Origin of the sequence: Pseudomonas orientalis (assembly GCF_002934065.1) — a bacterium.
In the GTDB taxonomy this organism is placed as follows: Bacteria; Pseudomonadota; Gammaproteobacteria; order Pseudomonadales; family Pseudomonadaceae; genus Aquipseudomonas; species Aquipseudomonas orientalis_A.
This window is the reverse complement of sequence record NZ_CP018049.1, coordinates 3,690,514-3,708,360: the sequence shown is the minus strand read 5'-3', so window position 1 is coordinate 3,708,360 and position 17,847 is coordinate 3,690,514. Positions and strand designations below refer to the sequence as shown.

General features: G+C 63.6%; 17 protein-coding genes. 9 read left to right on the top strand and 8 right to left on the bottom strand.

Going from position 1 to position 17,847, the window contains the following annotated elements:
- Nucleotides 1–15: 15 nt before the first annotated feature.
- The 3 genes from BOP93_RS16605 to BOP93_RS16595 all read right to left on the bottom strand — a co-directional run bounded on the left by BOP93_RS16605 (nucleotide 16) and on the right by BOP93_RS16595 (nucleotide 3,524).
- Nucleotides 16–1,023 (bottom strand): transketolase-like TK C-terminal-containing protein, encoded by a 1,008-nt coding sequence (locus BOP93_RS16605; RefSeq protein WP_104503484.1) that lies wholly within the window; start codon nucleotides 1,021–1,023, stop codon nucleotides 16–18.
- Nucleotides 1,024–1,354: 331 nt separating this feature from the next.
- Complete coding sequence (locus tag BOP93_RS16600) at nucleotides 1,355–2,389, bottom strand: AraC family transcriptional regulator (protein WP_104503483.1); 1,035 nt, start codon at nucleotides 2,387–2,389, stop codon at nucleotides 1,355–1,357.
- A 4-nt stretch (nucleotides 2,390–2,393) separates the two neighbouring features.
- Nucleotides 2,394–3,524 carry a carbon-nitrogen hydrolase family protein gene (locus BOP93_RS16595; RefSeq protein WP_104503482.1) on the bottom strand — a complete coding sequence of 377 codons (1,131 nt, stop codon included), beginning with the start codon at nucleotides 3,522–3,524 and terminating at the stop codon, nucleotides 2,394–2,396.
- Between the two features lie 211 nt (nucleotides 3,525–3,735).
- Here BOP93_RS16595 and BOP93_RS16590 point away from each other — a divergent pair, with 211 nt between their 5' ends.
- A complete protein-coding gene (locus tag BOP93_RS16590; protein WP_104503481.1) occupies nucleotides 3,736–5,775 on the top strand; it encodes an NADPH-dependent 2,4-dienoyl-CoA reductase in 2,040 nt (679 codons plus the stop codon).
- A 54-nt stretch (nucleotides 5,776–5,829) separates the two neighbouring features.
- Nucleotides 5,830–6,720, top strand: a complete 891-nt coding sequence (locus BOP93_RS16585) for a 1-aminocyclopropane-1-carboxylate deaminase/D-cysteine desulfhydrase (RefSeq protein ID WP_104503480.1) — start codon at nucleotides 5,830–5,832, stop codon at nucleotides 6,718–6,720.
- Between the two features lie 535 nt (nucleotides 6,721–7,255).
- On the opposite strand, the gene BOP93_RS16575 is transcribed toward BOP93_RS16585, so the two are convergent.
- From BOP93_RS16575 to BOP93_RS16565, 3 genes are all read right to left on the bottom strand, one after another.
- Complete coding sequence (locus BOP93_RS16575; protein ID WP_237140363.1) at nucleotides 7,256–7,870, bottom strand: cytochrome b; 615 nt, start codon at nucleotides 7,868–7,870, stop codon at nucleotides 7,256–7,258.
- A gap of 111 nt (nucleotides 7,871–7,981) precedes the next feature.
- On the bottom strand, nucleotides 7,982–8,809 hold the full coding sequence (gene phnX / locus BOP93_RS16570; RefSeq protein WP_104503479.1) for a phosphonoacetaldehyde hydrolase: 828 nt from the start codon (nucleotides 8,807–8,809) through the stop codon (nucleotides 7,982–7,984).
- A gap of 30 nt (nucleotides 8,810–8,839) precedes the next feature.
- Nucleotides 8,840–9,949, bottom strand: coding sequence for a 2-aminoethylphosphonate--pyruvate transaminase (locus BOP93_RS16565; protein WP_104503478.1), 1,110 nt, complete (start codon nucleotides 9,947–9,949; stop codon nucleotides 8,840–8,842).
- A 111-nt stretch (nucleotides 9,950–10,060) separates the two neighbouring features.
- On the opposite strand from BOP93_RS16565, the gene BOP93_RS16560 reads away from it, so the two are divergent.
- Both BOP93_RS16560 and BOP93_RS16555 read left to right on the top strand, forming a co-directional pair.
- Nucleotides 10,061–10,918, top strand: coding sequence for a LysR substrate-binding domain-containing protein (locus tag BOP93_RS16560; protein WP_104503477.1), 858 nt, complete (start codon nucleotides 10,061–10,063; stop codon nucleotides 10,916–10,918).
- Between the two features lie 99 nt (nucleotides 10,919–11,017).
- Nucleotides 11,018–11,725: a YebC/PmpR family DNA-binding transcriptional regulator gene (locus BOP93_RS16555; protein WP_065884874.1), complete on the top strand. Its 708-nt coding sequence runs from the start codon at nucleotides 11,018–11,020 to the stop codon at nucleotides 11,723–11,725.
- Between the two features lie 533 nt (nucleotides 11,726–12,258).
- Here the strand turns inward: BOP93_RS16555 and BOP93_RS16545 are convergent.
- Both BOP93_RS16545 and zapE read right to left on the bottom strand, forming a co-directional pair.
- Nucleotides 12,259–13,548 carry a protein kinase gene (locus tag BOP93_RS16545; protein WP_104505307.1) on the bottom strand — a complete coding sequence of 430 codons (1,290 nt, stop codon included), beginning with the start codon at nucleotides 13,546–13,548 and terminating at the stop codon, nucleotides 12,259–12,261.
- 40 nt (nucleotides 13,549–13,588) lie between these two features.
- Nucleotides 13,589–14,683, bottom strand: coding sequence for a cell division protein ZapE (gene zapE / locus BOP93_RS16540; RefSeq protein WP_104503476.1), 1,095 nt, complete (start codon nucleotides 14,681–14,683; stop codon nucleotides 13,589–13,591).
- A gap of 212 nt (nucleotides 14,684–14,895) precedes the next feature.
- Here zapE and BOP93_RS16535 point away from each other — a divergent pair, with 212 nt between their 5' ends.
- Genes BOP93_RS16535 through BOP93_RS16515 form a run of 5 tightly spaced genes read left to right on the top strand, consistent with a single transcriptional unit; the run spans nucleotide 14,896 to nucleotide 17,792 of the window.
- Entirely contained in the window at nucleotides 14,896–15,396 is a 501-nt protein-coding gene (locus BOP93_RS16535) for a Csu type fimbrial protein (protein WP_430758799.1), read from the top strand.
- The gene (locus BOP93_RS16530) at nucleotides 15,390–15,926 is read left to right on the top strand and encodes a spore coat protein U domain-containing protein (RefSeq protein ID WP_104503475.1); all 537 of its coding nucleotides are present in this window, start codon (nucleotides 15,390–15,392) and stop codon (nucleotides 15,924–15,926) included. The genes BOP93_RS16535 and BOP93_RS16530 overlap by 7 nt, the downstream gene beginning before the upstream one ends.
- 18 nt (nucleotides 15,927–15,944) lie before the next feature.
- Complete coding sequence (locus BOP93_RS16525) at nucleotides 15,945–16,487, top strand: Csu type fimbrial protein (protein WP_065885044.1); 543 nt, start codon at nucleotides 15,945–15,947, stop codon at nucleotides 16,485–16,487.
- 2 nt (nucleotides 16,488–16,489) lie between these two features.
- Nucleotides 16,490–16,978: a Csu type fimbrial protein gene (locus BOP93_RS16520; protein ID WP_104503474.1), complete on the top strand. Its 489-nt coding sequence runs from the start codon at nucleotides 16,490–16,492 to the stop codon at nucleotides 16,976–16,978.
- Nucleotides 16,979–17,003: 25 nt separating this feature from the next.
- A complete protein-coding gene (locus BOP93_RS16515) occupies nucleotides 17,004–17,792 on the top strand; it encodes a fimbrial biogenesis chaperone (RefSeq protein WP_104503473.1) in 789 nt (262 codons plus the stop codon).
- Nucleotides 17,793–17,847: the final 55 nt, after the last annotated feature.

Genomic DNA, 17,847 nt, shown 5'->3' with positions numbered 1-17,847 from the left:
TGAACCGTGGCGAGGTCATTTCAGGTCATACCGTTGCAGGGCGTGTTCCACCTTGTGTGTCTCGATGTGCCCTTCATCGGCCAACGCTTTTAATGCCAGCACTGCAATCCAGTAGCGGTTCGGCGCGGCTGCCTGTACCGAGCCTGCGCCCAGCGCCACGAAGCGCGTGTCGATATGCGCGGCCAGTTGGTCGACCACCACTTGTGGGTAGCCGGTGACGGCAAGCACCGGTGTCCGGCTCCCCGCCAGGCAGTCGCGCAGATGGCTGCTGCGCCTGGGCGCGCAGGGATGCAGGCGGTTCCAGCGCTCGGCGGCCGCTGCCTCGCGGGCCAGTCGGGTGTAACTGGGGCAACTCCATACATGCGCCGTGATGCCCCATTGCTGCTCAAGCAATTGCGCGGCCTGCATGACCTCTTCCAGGGCTCGACCGGCACCCAGCAAGCGCACGTTCGCCACGTCGGCAGTTTGCCGCACGGGATACATGCCCTTGATCGCACCTTCGCGGTCCAGCGTCTGCGGCGCGAGGGTGCTGGGCTGATCATGCAGCGCCAGGTAATAAAAGCCCGGCTGGCCATCCACGTACAGCGTATGCAGCCCTGCCAGCACGATGGCCTGGGCCTCTTCGCCCGAGGCAGGGTCGTAGGGCGTACAGCGTGGATGGCTGGCCAGCCACAACGACAGCGACGGTTGCGCGCCCTTCGGCCATGGGGATGGCTGGGTTTCGCTGTCATTGCACAAAATGCCGCGCTGGTCGGTCCGGTGTGACAGTGCGCACAGCTGCGCAGACGAGGTGGCGCTGTGCAGGTAGAGCAGCGGTTTTTCCCCGGTATTGCGCGCAAACCAGGTGGGCCAGTTACCCGGGCGCCGACTGCGCGACTGGCCGCGAATCACCCAGGCCTGGCGGCTGGATTCCAGCGCGCCGGCCATGCTCAAGACCGTGTACAGCGGTGAGCTGCGCGAGCAGGCGCAGGTGTCGAGTGCGTCGATGCACAGCTGCGCAGCGAGTGCGGTAGAGGCGGGCATGGGGGTGGCTCCTGGCGACAGAGGTGCCTACCCTAATGGAATTGGCCTTATGATTGCAATTGCAATGATTGCAATAGTGCCTCGATCTTCCGACTAAATCAGTCCGCCGCCGCCGCGTTTAATCTTCACGTGCGGGAACATCATGGCGCAGACATTTTTTCGTCATGACGGCACTTTAGTCTGGTCGTGAAGGTCATTAATTGCGCTGGCATTTTTAACTCAACAAGGAGTCCACCATGGACGATTACCAGGAAGAACTGCTGGAGTACCAGGCATTCGAACTCGACCCGCTGGACCCGGTCGACGACGCCACCGAGCTGTAGGGCCGACTTCAGGCGGAATGCCGCTGACTGCGGCGAAATTCCCCTGGGGTCTGGTTGTTCCAGCGCCTGAAGGCGCGTTGGAAGGCTTGGGCCGAGGCAAACCCGAGCAAGTAGGCGATCTCGCCAAAGGCCAGTTCCGTGTCGCGAATGTAGGTCATGGCCAAGTCGCGGCGGGTATCGTTGAGAATCGCGCGAAATTGCGTGCCTTCGTCGGCCAGTTTGCGGCGCAGGGTCCAGGTGGGCAGCTTCAAGCGTGCCGCCACTTCTTCCAGGTCGGGTTCCCGGCCACCATTGAGCATCGGCCCCAGCAGTCGAGTAATACGCTCGCGCAGGCTGCGGGTGCGGGTCAATTGCTCCAGTTCCCTTTCACACAGCTGTAACAACAGGTGCCACGTGCTCGGGCAGTGCTGCGGGTTGCGCAGGGCCAGGGTGGCCTGGGTCAGGCGCAGTTGATTGCGGTCGGCGCCGAACTGCACAGGACTGTCCCCCAGCACGCTATACAAATGGCTGTATTCGGGGGCCTGGAATTCGATTTCGATGCGTTGGGCCTGCACCGACTGTTGCGCAAGGCTCGACAGTTGATGCAGCCAGCCGGCGATGATCGAGTCCACCACAAAGCGGTTATAGGCGTTGTAGGGACTGATGGAATAGAACCGCAGCCAGGCGCCTTCGGCGTCTTCATGAAAGCTCGATTGCCCACGGTAGTTGGAGCCATACAGTGGTTCGAAGCGCGTCAGCGTGCGCGCGGCTTCGCGTACCGTCGGTGCCTGGGCGGCGGTGACACCGGCGAGCCCGGCCTGGCTCAGGCGACTGAGCTGACCCATGCGCAGGCCCAGGCCCGGATCGCCGGTCAGTTGAATGGCCGCATGCCCCAGGCGCATATAGCGCGGGATCGACAGGCGCGCACCCGCTTCGGCCAGGCGTGCCGGGTCCAGGCCGTATTGCAGCAACAGGGGGTGCGGGTCCAGGCCGTGGCTGTGCACGGCATCGGCCAGGGTGTGCACGAAGCCCACCGACAGATCCCCCAGGCGCACCGGCTTCACGCGGTTACAGCCAGATATTGAGCAGGCGCGCGCCACGGGCTTCGCCGTCGGCGAACAGTTGCCCGTTGCGGCTCAGGAAGCTCTGCCCGGCGCTGCCCAGGTCCCAGAACTGGCCACGCAAAAACACGCTCATGCCCGCTGTGGCCTGGCTGATCGGTGGTTGGCTGATCAGGGTCAGGCGGCGCCAGGCCTCGCCCTCGCTGGTTTCTTCGGGCTTGAGGCTGACTTCCGAAGGGGTCGACACGCTCTTGAAGCCGCGCCACGGGCGGTCCCAGGTGTCACGCCCGGTCACATAGGCCGGCACGGCAATCAACTGGGCACCTTGTTCGTTGAGCTTGCGGTAGTTGTCCGGGTACCAGCTGTCGCTGCCGATCAGCACGCCCAGGCGCCCGGCCGGGGTGTCGACCACGCTGACGATGTTTTCATCGCCGGGTTCGATAAAGCCGCGCTCGTCGTAGATCGGATACAGCTGACGCTGCGGCTGGCCCAGGGGCAAACCATCGGCGGCAAAGACCACACTGACGTTGTACAGCGCACCATGGCCGACCTGCAGTTGCCCCAGATTCACACTGGGGTTGGGCAGGGCGATGGAACCGGCCACCAGGGTCACGCCGAATTCTTTGGCCAGGCCGCCAAACAGCACTTGGTAATCGCGTGCCATACCGGCGGCTTTCATGCGCAGGTACGCATCATCCATGCGGTTGTCGCCGGTGGCGCTGATCCAGGCGCGCAGGAACTGCACCGGATTGCTGATCGACAGCCAGTTCATCGCGTCCTTGAGGTGGGTGGCCTGGTACAGCTCGTTTTTCTCGCCGGCGAGCATCAGCCAGGTGCCGACATGCTCCGGCAGCACGACGACGGTCTTGTCGTTGATCAAGCCCTGTTCGCGGGCCTTTTGCAGGTAGGCCGAGAGCTTCAGGTGCAGGCGCTCCAGGCTCTGGTAATCGGCGGGGAACAGCTCCGGCTGGATGCCCAGCAGGTTGCCACGCTCGGCCGGCTGGCCTTCATTGACCGCGAGGGTGATGCGCAGGTCTGACAGGTAATGCGCCACAGGGCGCTCCTGGGTCCAGACCAGATACGCGGCGAGGGCGGCAACCAGGGCCATGGTGACGGTGAATATGAGTAATTTGCGCATGGGGCAACAGACAACAGACCGGGGGCAGGGTTCGCGACTAGGGTAGGGCTCCTGGCCCGGCTTGCCAAGGGTGGCTGTGCATTTGGATCAATAAGTTGTCAGTTTCAGTCATTGAGCGGTAGGTGATCGCCTCTTAGTCTGTGGGACATAAACCGATGGGGTGCCATTCGAGCCCTCCACGTCCCGTGATGATCCGTTGTGGAGCTGTACCATGACCGCTGCTGCCTACCCGCACCTGCTGGCCCCGTTGGACCTGGGTTTTACCACCCTGCGCAACCGTACCCTGATGGGCTCGATGCACACGGGCCTGGAAGAAAAGCCCGGCGGTTTCGAGCGCATGGCGGCGTATTTCGCCGAGCGCGCCCGGGGCGGCGTCGGCCTGATGGTGACCGGCGGCATCGGCCCGAACGATGAAGGCGGCGTGTATGCCGGTGCGGCCAAGCTGACCACCGACGAAGAGGCGCAAAAGCACCGGATCGTCACCCGCGCCGTACACGACGCCGGTGGCAAGATCTGCATGCAGATCCTGCACGCCGGGCGTTATGCCTACAGCCCCAAGCAGGTGGCGCCGAGTGCGATCCAGGCGCCGATCAACCCGTTCAAGCCCCGGGAGCTGGACGAGGAGGGCATCGAGAAGCAGATCCAGGATTTTGTCACCTGCTCGCGGCTGGCCCAGGTCGCCGAGTACGACGGCGTGGAAATCATGGGGTCCGAAGGTTACTTCATCAACCAGTTCCTGGCCGCCCACACCAACCATCGCACCGACCGTTGGGGCGGCAGCTTTGAAAACCGTATGCGCCTGGCCGTGGAAATCGTGCGCCGGGTGCGTGAAGCGGTCGGGCCGAATTTCATCATTATTTTCCGTCTGTCGATGCTCGACCTGGTCGAGGGCGGCAGCGTCTGGGAGGAAGTCGTGCAGTTGGCCAAGGCCATCGAGCAGGCCGGCGCCACCATCATCAACACCGGTATCGGCTGGCACGAAGCGCGTATCCCGACCATTGCCACCAAAGTGCCGCGCGCCGCGTTCAGCAAGGTCACCGCCAAGTTGCGAGGTGCGGTGACGATTCCGCTGATCACTACCAACCGTATCAACACGCCGGAAGTCGCCGAGCAGATTCTCGCCGAGGGCGATGCCGACATGGTCTCGATGGCGCGGCCGTTTCTCGCCGACCCGGAGTTCGTCAACAAGGCCGCTGCCGGGCGCGCCGACGAGATCAACACCTGCATCGGCTGCAATCAGGCGTGCCTGGACCACACCTTCGGCGGCAAGCTGACCACCTGCCTGGTCAACCCGCGTGCGTGCTATGAAACCGAACTCAATTACCTGCCCGTGCAGCAGATCAAGAAAATTGCGGTCGTCGGTGCCGGCCCTGCCGGACTGGCTGCTGCTACCGTGGCTGCCGAGCGTGGGCATCAGGTGACCTTGTTCGATTCGGCCAGCGAAATCGGCGGCCAGTTCAACATCGCCAAGCGCATACCGGGCAAGGAAGAATTTTTCGAGACCCTGCGCTACTTCAAGCGCAAATTGCAGACCACTCACGTCGAGCTGTGCCTCAACACCCGTGTCGATGTGGCGCAACTGGTGGCGGGCGGTTATGACGAGGTGATCCTGGCCACCGGTATCGCACCACGTACGCCGGCGATTGCGGGTGTGGAGAACGCCAAGGTGCTCAATTACCTGGACGTGATCCTGGAGCGCAAGCCGGTTGGCAAGCGCGTGGCGGTGATTGGCGCGGGCGGTATCGGTTTCGACGTGTCGGAATTCCTGGTGCACCAGGGCGTGTCCACCAGCCTGGATCGCGAAGCGTTCTGGAAAGAGTGGGGCATCGACACTCAACTTGAGGCCCGTGGCGGCGTGGCCGGGATCAAGCCCGAGCGCCATGCACCGGCGCGTGAGGTGTTCCTGCTGCAACGCAAGACTTCCAAGGTCGGCGACGGCCTGGGCAAGACCACCGGCTGGATCCACCGTACCGGCCTGAAAAACAAACAGGTGCAGATGCTCAACAGCGTCGAATACCTGAAAATCGATGATGAAGGCCTGCATATCCGCATCGGCGCCGAGGGCGAGCCCCAGGTGCTGGCGGTGGACAACGTCGTCATCTGCGCCGGCCAGGACCCGCTGCGCGAACTGCACGACGGCCTGGTTGCCGCCGGGCAGAATGTGCACCTGATTGGCGGTGCCGATGTGGCGGCCGAGCTGGACGCCAAGCGCGCCATCAACCAGGGTTCGCGCCTGGCCGCCGAGCTGTAAGTCGACGAAAGGGGCGGTGTTAGACTACCGCTCCTTTTCATTCAGAGACTTGCGATGGGTCCTTTCGACTGGCTGCCTCACGCGCCCCTTGAACCTGTGCAGCTCGACTGGCTGAACGGGGTCGAGTTGGCCATGCTGCGCCTGGACCGTATCGACCCACTGATCAGCGGCAACAAGTGGTTCAAGCTCACCGAACACCTGAACCTGGCGCGGCACGCGGGGGCCAGCGGGGTCATCAGTCTCGGCGGGGCGTACTCCAACCATCTGCACGCACTGGCGGCGGCAGGCAAGCGCTTTGGCTTTCCCACGGTCGGCCTGTTGCGCGGCCATCCTCAAGACACACCCACCGTGCTCGACCTCAAGGCGTTCGGCATGCAATTGCATTGGCTCGGTTACGGCGGTTATCGCGCACGCCATGAGCCGGGCTTCTGGTTGCCCTGGTGCGAGCAGTATCCCCATCTTCATCCGGTACCCGAAGGCGGCGGCGGGCTGGCCGGTGCGCTGGGCTGCGCGGTGCTGGTCGAGCAGGCGCGGGCGCAGTTGAGCCGGCTCGGCTGGGCGGATTACGACGCCTGGTGGCTGGCAGCTGGTACCGGGACGACCCTGGCCGGCTTGGCACTGGCCGAGGCGGGCAAGCGTACGGTCTATGGCGCATTGGCAGTGCCGGACGATCACGGTGTCGCGCAGAACGTAAGTGCCATGGTGCACAACGGTTACGAACTGATCGACGCCAGCCGAGGCGGCTTTGCCAAGGTCGATCCGCTGCTGCTCGATTTTATCGAACGCACCGAACAGGCCAGCGGTGTGCCGCTGGAGCCGCTCTACACTGGCAAGGCGCTGCTGGCGTTGAAGCAACAGATCGAGGCCGGACGCTTCGCCCCCGGCACCCGCCTGATCTTCATCCACACCGGCGGCCTGCAAGGCCGCCGAGGTTTCAATGCCTAGAGCAGACCCCTTGTGGGAGGGGCCCCGATAGCCATGGGAAATCGCCACAACGCTCTAGCAGCCCACGCTAACCCCGTAAATCTGGAGCGTATAAAATCCCTCAAAACACTGGAGATCCAAATGTGGGAGGGGGCTTGCCCCCGATGGCGGTGGGTCAGAGACAACAGAGCTGGCTGACACACCGCATCGGGGGCAAGCCCCCTCCCACATTTGGACCGGGATCGATAAAAAACACCGGTCGGCTCCAAGGCCGCCGCGCTTTTGCTCTTGATCTCAGGCGCCCCGTTAAACCACGCTGGCCGAACGCAGGCTTGAATTCGTGGGTAACCCGGCAGGACGCCGGGTTAGCCGCACTGGGCCATGGATGGCCCATTGCGGCGGCCCACGGATTCAAGCCTGCGTTCGGGCACACCGAGCCCAAGCGAGGTGCCGAGTGGTGGGGCAAGAGCGTTTTGCTTACTTTTGCGCTTTTCAAAAGTGAGCCGCTGTAAAAGCGGAACCAGTAGCAGCCGTTACCGCAGAAACGGATATGTACTCAGTCTGATCCAACATCCCGGCCAGCCCCAAGGCCGCCATCGGGCGCAAGTCGAATCGTCGCACCGCCCCTCCCACCCGGCATCATTCGCAACGCCGTATTATCGCGCAGCACATAGTGATGAAAGATCCCCGCCAACGCATGCAGCCCGATCAGCCAGTAACCGATCTGGCCAAACAGCACATGCCAGCCTTCAATCTCCTTGGCCAATGCCTTGTTCTCAGCGATCAGCGGCGGCAACTCCATCCCGTAGAACATCACCGAATGCCCCTCGGCGCTGACGATCAGCCAGCCCGCAATCGGCATGCCGATCATCAACCCATACAGCGCAACGTGGGTCAGCGTCGCCAATAGGCGCTGCCATGGCGGCGGCGCCGGCACGATCTTCGGCGCCACGCCCAAGCTGCGGGCGAACAGGCGCAGCCACACCAGCACAAACACGGTCAGGCCGAACATAAAGTGCATTTCGACGATCAGCGTGCGCGCACCGCTGCCTTTGGGGAACTGGCCGCGTAACTCAATGCAGGCGTAGACCACCGCCAGGAGCACCACCATCAACCAGTGCAATGCAATCGACATGGTGCTGTAGCGCGTATCGGAATTTTTCCACGGCATCGTTGGGTTCCTCACTTATCAGGGCAACCTTCCGTTCTTTGACGGAGTGGTTCAACTGTATGCCTGTTTGAAGCGCTTGGCCCGTAGTGAATGCCGGTGCATTGACCTTCGTCAGTGGCTTTGCGGCATTTCCCCGCGAGCCAGGCGTGCGTTGATATCGGCGATGACCTGCGGCATATCGGTAATAGTGTCGATCAGGTAGTGCGGGCGTGAGCCTTCGAACATCGCTTCGATACGCCGGCGCTCGCCGGCCAGTGTGGCGCTGTCCAGCGCCCGGAACTGCTCGTAAGTCAGGCCCAGGGCGTTGCCGGAGCAGGTCAGCGCCACGGTCCACATGCCGGCACGGCGGCCTTCGAGGATACCCGGTACGGTGTCGTCGACTTTCACGCACGCCGCCACATCGTCAATGCCCAGCGCGATCACGTTGGCCAGCGCCTGGGCCGGCCACGGGCGACCATTGGGCACTTCGTCGGTGGCGACCACATGGTCGGCCACGTAGCCGTTGCTGGCGGCCAGGGCGACCACCTTGTCCATCACTTGTTTGGGGTAACCGGAGCAGGAGCCGATCTTGATGCCCTGGGCGCGCACGCCGGCGAGGGTGTCGAGGGCGCCGGGAATCAGCGCCGAGTGCTCGGCGATTTTCTCGATCTGCAGTGGCATGAAGCGTTGGTAGATGGCGCTCACGTCTTCGTCGGTCGGCGTGCGGCCGAAGGCCTTGCGGTAACGTTGCGCGACTTGCGGCTGGTCGCAGAGGGTGCGGATGTGGTCCCACTTGCCCATGCCCATCGGGCCACGGGCTTCTTCGATGGACACCTGTACGCCGAACTCGGCAAAGGCCTCGACAAAAATCTGCGTGGGCGCAAAGGAGCCGAAGTCGACCACGGTGCCGGCCCAGTCGAGGATGACGGCCTGGAGGGAGGTGGGATTTTGATAGTTCATGGTTCAGATCCTGTGAGGTAACGGGGGCAATCAGATGTCCAGCACGTCCATTTCCTGCAGCGCCTCGGCGATGGCGTTGACCGCCGCCTGCATGCCGGTCGCGTCGACATGGCCGATGCAGCCCACGCGGAAGGTGTCGACCTGGGTCAATTTGCCCGGATAGAGGATGAAACCTTTGGCCTTGACCCGTTCGTAAAAGTCCTTGAACTGGTAGCGCGGGTCTTTCGGTGCGTGGAAGGTAACGATGATCGGTGCCTGGATCGCCGCCGGCAGGAAGGTGCGCAGGCGCAGTTCGGCCATGCCGTCCAGAAGTGTCCGGCAGTTATTGGCGTAGCGTTGATGGCGGGCGGGCAGGCCGCCTTCTTCGTGGTATTGCAGCAATGCTTCGTGCAGGGCGGCGACCACGTGGGTAGGCGGGGTGAAGCGCCACTGGCCGGTGCGGGCCATGTAGCCGTGCTGGTCGAACAGATCCATTGCCAGGGAATGACAGTTGCCTGCGGCGGCGCCCAGCGCGGTCTTTTCAGCCAGGACAAAGCCCATGCCCGGCACGCCTTCCAGGCATTTGCCGGAGGCTGCGATCAATGCGTCGAAGGGCACTTGGCGCGCATCGATCGGCAGCGCGCCGAAGGAGCTCATGGCGTCGATGATCAGGCGCTTGCCGTGGCGTTTGATCACCTCGGCGATCTGCGCCAGTGGGTTGAGGATGCCGGTGCTGGTTTCGCAGTGGATCAGCGCGACATGGGTGATCGCGGCGTCGGCGTGCAGCAGTCGGTCCACATCGGCGGCGGTGGTGGGTTGGTCTTCCGGGGTTTCGAAGGTGCTGTAAGCGCGGCCGAGCACTTCACAGATCTTCGCCAGGCGCTTGCCGTAGGCGCCGTTGATCAGCACCAGCACCTTGCCGTTACGCGGCACGAGGGTGCCGATGGCAGCTTCGACGGCGAACGTGCCGCTGCCCTGCAACGGCACACAGTGGTGGCTGTCGGCGCCATGGATGATCGCCAGCAAGTGCTCGCACACGCTGGCGGTGAGTTGGTTGAAACGCTCATCCCATGAACCCCAGTCCACCATCATCGCCTGGCGTGTGCGGTTGGAAGTGGTCAGGGGGCCGGGGGTCAGCAGGAGCGGCGCGGCAGGGGTCATCTCGGGTCCTCGTAAAACAACGGGTCGACTCTAGGGCACCTAAATTGCAGTTTGGCTTGTTATCAATCAAATTGTTTGTTGTTATACGAGCTATCAGTGAGGCCGATAACCATGAACCTGTTCCAACTGCGCGCATTCGATGCGGTGGCCCGCGAGGGCAGTTTTACCCGTGCGGCCGCCCGGCTGTTCATCAGCCAGCCGGCGGTGACCGGGCACATCAAGGCGCTGGAGGAGCATTATCAGATCCCGTTGCTGCGCCGCACTGCGCGGCGGGTCGAGTTGACCGAGGAGGGCGCACGCCTGGCGGCGATCACCCGGGCGATCTTCGGCCTGGTGGATGAGGCGCAGGCGATGCTCGAAGCCAACCGCCAATTGCTCACCGGGCGCCTGGAAGTGGCGGCGGACGGCCCGCATCTGGTGATGCCGATGATCGCCCGGCTGCGCGTGCTTTATCCGGGCGTCACGGTGAATCTGCGCCTGGGCAATGCCCAGGAAACCCTGGCGGCGTTGTTGTCCGAGCATGCCGATGTGGCGGTGCTGACCGAAGTGGAGCCGCGCAATGGCCTGCACCTGCATCCCTTGGGCGAGTCGCGTATTTGCGCGCTGGTGCCGGCCGTGCATCCGTGGGCGGGGCAGGCCGAGGGCATTGCACTGTCGGCGTTGAACGAAGAGATCATGGTGTTGCGCGAGCCCGGTTCCATTACCCGGCGTACCTTTGATGAGGCGTGCCTGGCTGCCGGTGTGCGGCCCAGGGTGCTGCTGGAACTGGACAGCCGGGAGGCGGTGACGGAGGCCGTTGCGGCCGAGCTGGGCCTGGGGGTGGTGTCGTCGATGGAGGTCAGCCGCGACCCACGCGTATGTGCCGTGCCGATTCGCGGTGACGGCCTGCAGAACCGGCATCTGCTTGGCTGCCTGGAGCGGCGCCGGTCGTTGCGCTTGATCCAGGCCTTTTTCAAGTTGGCGCCCTGAGGGTTTTTTGGTGGAACGATGCGTGGCTGCGCTATAAACTCTGCCCCCAAAGCGCCGGCCAGTAGACGTTTCGGCGCCATGGAAAGTAGAGAGTGAGTCATGGGCGCACAGTGGAAAGTCAAACATAAAGAAGCGGCAGCCAATGCCAAGGGCAAGATTTTCGGCAAGCTGGTGAAAGAAATCACCATCGCCGCCCGCAACGGTGCGGACACCTCGACCAACGCTCACCTGCGTCTGGTGGTGGAGCAGGCCAAGAAGGCCTCGATGCCCAAGGAAACCCTGGACCGCGCGATCAAGAAGGGTGCCGGTCTGCTCGGTGAAACCGTGCAGTACCACCGTGTCACCTACGAAGGTTTCGCCCCGCACCAGGTGCCATTGATCGTCGAGTGCGTCACCGACAACATCAACCGCACCGTGGCGGAAATCCGTGTGGCGTTCCGTAAGGGCCAACTGGGGGCTTCCGGCTCGGTGGCCTGGGACTTCAACCACGTCGGGCTGATCGAAGCGTCGCCGGACACCCCGGACGCTGATCCGGAAATGGCCGCCATCGAGGCCGGGGCCCAGGACTTTGAAGACGGCGAGGAAGCAGGCACCACTTTGTTCATCACCGAAACCACCGACCTGGATGCCGTGCAGAAAGCCTTGCCGGAGCAGGGATTTACCGTGCTGTCGGCGAAGCTGGGCTATCTTTCGAAGAACCCGGTCAGTGGGTTGACCGATGAGCAGATGGCCGAGGTCGAGGCGTTCCTGGAAGGCCTGGATAACCATGATGATGTGCAGGATATGTTTGTCGGGCTGGCTGGCTGATTCTATCTGGATGCATGCAATCCAAATGTGGGCAGTTAAAATGTGGGAGGGGGCTTGCCCCCGATGGCGGTCTCAGGGCCGACCAGGATGCAGGATCAGTCCGAGTACATATCCGTTTCTGCGGTAACGGCTGCTTAGGGTTCCGCTTTTACAGCGGCTCACTTTTGAAAAGCGCAAAAGTAAGCAAAACGCTCTTGCCCCACCACTCGGCACCTCGCTTAGGCTCGGTGTGCCCTCTCTCCGGCTTGAATCCGTGGGTCGCCGCAATGGGCCATCCATGGCCCAGTGCGGCTAACCCGGCGTCCTGCCGGGTTACCCACGGATTCAAGCCTGCGTTCGGCCAGCGTGGTTTAACGGGGCGCCTAAGATCAAAAGCAAAAGCGCGGCGGCCTTAGAGCCGACCAGTATCGTGTGTCGATCCCGGTCAAAATGTGGGAGGGGGCTTGCCCCCGATGCGGTGTGTCAGCCAGCTCTGTTGTCGCTGACCCACCGCCATCGGGGGCAAGCCCCCTCCCACATTTGTTCCAGTGGTGTCAGAGCGCGCTCAGCACGACTTCGATCTCGTCGAAACTCGGTCGCGCCAGCACGTGCGGCTGACAGCAGCTCATTTGCAGTTCAACCAGCTCCTTTGCGACCACCCCCTCGACCCGCTCCAGCAACTCCCCCAGCAGCACGCCGAACGCGCGTACTTCAATGCGCTGCAGCGCCTTGGTTTCCAATGTGTCCGCCGTGGCATGGAAGGACGCCGCGCCAAAGTCCCCCAGCAAACAATCACCCGCTGCATTCCACAAAATATTGTGGCCATACAGGTCGCCGTGGGTAATGCCGTGCCGGTGAAGGTGCGCGGCGACTGAGGCGATACCGCGCGCCAGGCGCAGTGCTACGTCCAGGCTGAAACGGGTGTCGGGTGCGTAGATGTCCCGCGTGCAGGACGCCAGGCTTGGCAACGCCGCGAGGTTGCGGTAACTCGGGTCGATCAGGTCCATCACCAACGCGGCCTGGTGATCGGGGTGATCGCTGACGCGGCCTTCGACCTTGATCAGGTTGGGATGCAGCCCGGCGGCGATGCAGGCTTGCATTTCATGCAGCGGTGAACCGTCGCTGGTGATGCTGCCTTTGTACAGTTTGACCGCGACCGGCAACGCCCGGGGTTTCCACAGCGCCTTGCGAATAATCCCCGAGGCCCCTTCGCCGAGCACTTCGCCCAGTTGCAGTTCGGCCCAGGGAATGTCCGGTGTTGCATCAGCAGCCACCTCAACGGCCATTTCCACCGGATTGCCGGCATACGCCAGCCACGTCAGGCTCGGCAGGGTCAGCAGCCACTGCGGCAGGTGCGTCAGGCGGTTGGACGCGATGCGGATCAACTCAAGGTTTTCGCACTGGGCCAGGCTGGACGGCAGTTGCGTCAGTTGGTTGCCGGCCAGCATCAGCTTTTGCAGCAGCGGGCGTTGGCCCAGTTCGTCAGGTAACTGGCTGATGCAATTGTCAGTGAGGATCAGCCAGCGCAATTGTGGCGGCAGAGCGGCTGCCGACACCTGCTCGATACGGTTGGCCTTGAAGCCGATCATGCTCAGTTGGGCACAGCGGCCCAGGCATTCGGGCAGTTCGGTGAAGGCGTTGTCCGAGCAGAACAGCACGCGCAGGTGCCGCAGGCGGTGCAGGTCGTCCGGCAGGCTGCTCAAGGCGTTGCCCGTGAGGTTGAGGATTTCCAGCGAGTCGGCCAGTTCGAAGATTTCCCGGGGGAATTCGGTCAAACCGCAGGCCAGGTCCAGGCGGGTAGTGCCGGCCAATTGGCCGGCCTTGAGTTGGGCGAGGGTATTGATCAACGGCGCAGTTACTCGGCAAGGGGGCGTGAAAAGGCGCTCATGATACCGGGTCGCGCGCAACTTGCCTGCCGCATTGGCGTAATTGCCCCAGGCGGCTGGCGGTACGCGCAAGGTCGATGGCCTTGCCGCCCAGAGCCTGCTCCAGTGGCTGCGCGCCGATCAGGGTCAGCTGTTTGTCGCGGTCGTAAAGCACGTCTACCAGGTTGATAAACCGTTGCTGCACGGCAATCGGGCAGTCGGCCAGGTGGGGCAGGCCGTCGATGATCCAGTGGTCGAAGTCCTGGCACAGCAGCAGATAATCCATCACGGCGGTGAGCTGTTCGCACAGGTCGCCGAAGGTAAAGGCGATGCTGCGCGCTTCACGGCGGCGGCACTGCAATTGCCGGTTGCCAACGGTCAGGGGCAACGCCGGGCAATCGGCGGCAGGCAACCCAAGCGCCTCACGTTGCGCCACGCTGCCTGGCCAGAGGTACCTGCCCGTGCTGAAGCGCTGCTCGGCATGGGCCTGGGGCAGGCGGCGAAAGTCCTCGGGGGCACTGACTTCCAGCACGTCCATGCGCGCCGCGATCAGGTCGATCACCGGCTTGAAGCGCTGGTGATACAACGGGTTGGGCAGCAGGCCCTCGGGCGCATAGTTGGACGTCACCAGCACCAGCACACCGCGCTGGAACAAGGCCTTGAACAAACGGCTGATGAGCATCGCATCGCCGATATCGTGCACATGGAATTCGTCGAAACACAGGACGCGACAGTCCGCCAGCCGTTCGTCCAGGGCCACGGCCAGCGCGTCGTCCTGCGTGCGGTGCTGGAACATGCCCCGGTGCAGGTCGGCAAAAAAGTCGTGAAAGTGCACGCGCTGCTTCTCGGCAATCGGCAGCGCCTGGAAAAAACCATCGAGCAGCCAGCTTTTGCCGCGTCCAACCGGGCCGTGCAGGTACAGGCTGCGGGCGGGCCGGCCGCTGAGCAGGTGTTCGGTTTCGCGGGCCAGCGCGGCAATGGCGCGGGTCTGTCCGGCGCTGAGGGTATAGCCCTGCTGCTCAGCCTTGCGCCGGAAGAATGCAGTGATAGGCGATGCGCCCGCCGGTTGGGGGGTAGTGCCCAGCAGGCGGCGGATCAGGGAAAGCACGGTCAAGGCGCGTCACTCTTGTTTCGGTGGTCGCTCACTTTAGGACGCTCGCCACGATTTGACCAATACCAGGCGGCAGCCAGCCCTCCCGGAACAGCCGAACGCGGGGGTATTTCTGACCAGACTGGCAGATTTTCCCCAAGTGGCTACCCTTATACGCAGGAGCCACCCCTGTATAAGGATTTGGGGCAGTGAAGGAACGGACAGTATTGGCAGTCATGGGCATGATGCTCTGCAACACGGTGTTTGCGGCGCAGGTCCAAGTGGTGGTGCGCATCGATGTGCAGCGCGGTTGCCAGTTGGTGGGTACCACGCGCACTGCGGGCATCGAGCAGCTGGGCGTGTTGGATTTCGGCAGCGGCCCGCGTCTGGATGACCCGGCCGGGCCCTTGAGTGCGGCCCTGATCAGCCAGCGCCAGCCACGCCTGGAATGCAATCCCGATACACCCTATCAAGTGCGCGTTGACGGCGGCCTGCATGGCGGCGTTGGCGAAGTACGCTATCTGGTCAACGGCGCGCCTGCGAGCAAGCCCATCCCCTATCGCATTTATGCCGACGCCGCGCGGTTGATCCCGTTGCCGGTGGATGTGCCGGTCAGCGGTCGCGTGCCGGACAGCGGCTCCGTCGACCTGCCGCTGTTCGGCCGTATCGAACCGCTCAAGGACATTCCTGCCGTCGGCCGTTATTCCGACCTGCTCAAGGTTACGGTCACATGGTAATCCGCTACCTGGCCGTAACGGCTCTGCTGTTGCTGGCCGAAGACGCGCAAGCGGCCGCAGCCGGCGGGCAGATTCAGGCGCGGCTGGTGATCACCGCCAGCTGCGAGGTCAACAAGAGCGTCGAAACGGCGCCCGTGACGCCCGAAGGCGGGACTGCGATGCTGGATTTCGGCAGCCAGGGCCCGACGTGGAACGACACCCTGGGCGCGGCCGTTTCAGCGGGCGACAAAACTCCGCTGTCGGTGTCCTGCAGCCCCTCTGTGGCCAGCAGTTTCACGGTGACCATCGACGGTGGCACCAACGGCGACGGCATCACACGGCGCCTGAGCAACGGTCGCCAGTCCATTCCCTATCAGCTGTGGGCAGACCCTCTGGGTCGCAGCGCCTACAGCATCGGCGAGCAACGAAACTTCGCCATGACCCACGACACCCAGGTACCGATCCCGGTATTCGGCTCCGTGGTGGCGAATACCAGGGCCTTACCGGCCGGCATCTATACAGACACCCTGACGGTGACTCTGGATTGGTAAACCATGAGGATGGATATCATGCATGTACTCGTATCTCGATTGGGCGTTTGCGCCCTGGGCCTGGCGATGGCCTCCAGCCTCAATGCGGCGACCACCGTGACCGGGCAGATCAGCTCCAGCCTGACCTTGATTGCCAGCTGCCAGGTCAACGGCTCCGGTGCCGCGACCGGGCTGAACTTCGGTAGCCTCAACTTCGGTACGACCAATAGCTTGTTTACCAACGCCGATGCCCAGTTGCTGGGCGGCACCGGCACCGGCGGCGCGCTGTCGATCCTGTGTTCGGCCGGCACCACGCCCGCTGTCAAAGTGCGCGCCGGTGCCCATGACGGCGCCTCGCCGGGTGGTACTCGCGCGCTGGCCGATGGTGCGGGCAATTTCGTGCCCTATGACTTTTATACCGACAGCGGTTTCTCTTCGCTGCTGGCGGTCGATGGCGTGATTACCCTCGCCGCGAGTACCGGTGTGGCGCAAACCGTGGGCCTGTATGGACGTGCGGTGGGCAAGCCAGGCCTGCCCGCAGGCGTCTACACCGACACCGTGGCCGTGGAACTGACGTTCTGACGATGTGGCTCAGGGTGTGGTTGGCCTGTGGGCTGGCGTTGCCACTGCCGTTGTCGGCGGTGACCAGCCAGAGCTTTCAGGTCAGCGCTACCATCACGCCGGGTTGCCTGATCGTGGGCAGCGCCAGCAACTACGGCACGCTGACCTATGGCAGCTATTCGGCCCTGGCCACCAGCACGGTGACGGCGGCCCTTACCGGCGGCGTGACCCTGCAATGTACGCCGGGCGTGGCGCTGAGCATGAGTGTCGACGGCGGGTTGCACAGCGGCACCGGGCGCAATTTGCTGCACAACAGCGGCAGCGCGCGGGTGGCTTACCAACTGTTTCGCGATGCGGCGTTCAGCCAGAGCCTGGGGATCGGCCAGAGCATCAGCGTGAGCTACAGCGATGCAAACACCATCAGCCTGCCGATCTACGGGCGGGTGGTACTGCCGGGCAATCAGCCTGGGGGGACGTACAGCGACACGTTGCAGGTGCAGCTGTCGTGGTAGGGCTATGGGAATAAGGAGTGGTTTTATGCGTTCACCTTCCCGGCGGCTGTGGGCCGCGGGTGTTGTCTTGGGTGCCCTGTGCACGAGCGGGCTTGTGCAGGCGGCCAGCTCGGTGCTGATCTGGCCCATCGACCCGGTGCTGGAGGCCGACCAACAGGCCAGCGCGCTGTGGCTGGAGAACCGTGGCAGCGAGACGGCCAACCTGCAGGTGCGCGTGTTTGCCTGGAGCCAGAACGGCTTCGACGAGCAGTACCAGAACCAGCGCGATGTGGTCGGCAGCCCGCCGGTGGCCAGGATCGAACCCGGGCAGAAGCAACTGGTGCGCCTGACCCGCACCCGTGAAGTGCCTCCAGGCCGGGAGTTGGCCTATCGCATCATCATCGATGAAATTCCCTCGGCGCTGCAGGTGCCCGCGCCACCGGAGGGCAAGAATACGGCGGCGGCGATTCGTTTCCAGATGCGCTATTCGGTGCCCTTGTTTGCCTATGGCGCCGGCCTGTGGAGCAAGGACGACGCCACCCGCCAGCGCGATCCAAAGGGCGCCGGTCAGCCGCAACTGAGCTGGAAAAAGGTCAACGTGGCGGGGCGCAGCTATATCGAGGTGCGTAACCAGGGCGCCGTGCATGCGCGGTTGACCGATGCCTCGTTCAAACAGGGCGGCCAGACCCGGCCGCTGGTGGAAGGGCTGCTCGGCTACGTATTGCCGGGAGCGACCATGCGCTGGCCGGTGCCGGGTGATGTGCCGGGCGACCAGCCGCTGCAAGTCAGGATCAACGGTGCGACGCAAGTGGAGAGCCTCGCGCCGACACGATAAACGGTGTGTCGCGGGACGGGTGCGAGCCCGGGTTTTAACAGGATGGAGATGTCCA

What these genes read in the sequence shown, in the direction of transcription:
- BOP93_RS16515 (WP_104503473.1), top strand. Translation starts at nt 17,004, where the DNA reads ATGCGTTCACCTTCCCGGCGGCTGTGGGCCGCGGGTGTTGTCTTGGGT.
- BOP93_RS16555 (WP_065884874.1), top strand. Translation starts at nt 11,018, where the DNA reads ATGGGCGCACAGTGGAAAGTCAAACATAAAGAAGCGGCAGCCAATGCC.
- BOP93_RS16605 (WP_104503484.1), bottom strand. Translation starts at nt 1,023, where the DNA reads ATGCCCGCCTCTACCGCACTCGCTGCGCAGCTGTGCATCGACGCACTC.
- BOP93_RS16565 (WP_104503478.1), bottom strand. Translation starts at nt 9,949, where the DNA reads ATGACCCCTGCCGCGCCGCTCCTGCTGACCCCCGGCCCCCTGACCACT.
- BOP93_RS16590 (WP_104503481.1), top strand. Translation starts at nt 3,736, where the DNA reads ATGACCGCTGCTGCCTACCCGCACCTGCTGGCCCCGTTGGACCTGGGT.
- BOP93_RS16530 (WP_104503475.1), top strand. Translation starts at nt 15,390, where the DNA reads ATGGTAATCCGCTACCTGGCCGTAACGGCTCTGCTGTTGCTGGCCGAA.
- BOP93_RS16575 (WP_237140363.1), bottom strand. Translation starts at nt 7,870, where the DNA reads ATGCCGTGGAAAAATTCCGATACGCGCTACAGCACCATGTCGATTGCA.
- BOP93_RS16535 (WP_430758799.1), top strand. Translation starts at nt 14,896, where the DNA reads ATGGGCATGATGCTCTGCAACACGGTGTTTGCGGCGCAGGTCCAAGTG.
- phnX (WP_104503479.1), bottom strand. Translation starts at nt 8,809, where the DNA reads ATGAACTATCAAAATCCCACCTCCCTCCAGGCCGTCATCCTCGACTGG.
- BOP93_RS16560 (WP_104503477.1), top strand. Translation starts at nt 10,061, where the DNA reads ATGAACCTGTTCCAACTGCGCGCATTCGATGCGGTGGCCCGCGAGGGC.
- BOP93_RS16520 (WP_104503474.1), top strand. Translation starts at nt 16,490, where the DNA reads ATGTGGCTCAGGGTGTGGTTGGCCTGTGGGCTGGCGTTGCCACTGCCG.
- BOP93_RS16525 (WP_065885044.1), top strand. Translation starts at nt 15,945, where the DNA reads ATGCATGTACTCGTATCTCGATTGGGCGTTTGCGCCCTGGGCCTGGCG.
- BOP93_RS16585 (WP_104503480.1), top strand. Translation starts at nt 5,830, where the DNA reads ATGGGTCCTTTCGACTGGCTGCCTCACGCGCCCCTTGAACCTGTGCAG.
- BOP93_RS16595 (WP_104503482.1), bottom strand. Translation starts at nt 3,524, where the DNA reads ATGCGCAAATTACTCATATTCACCGTCACCATGGCCCTGGTTGCCGCC.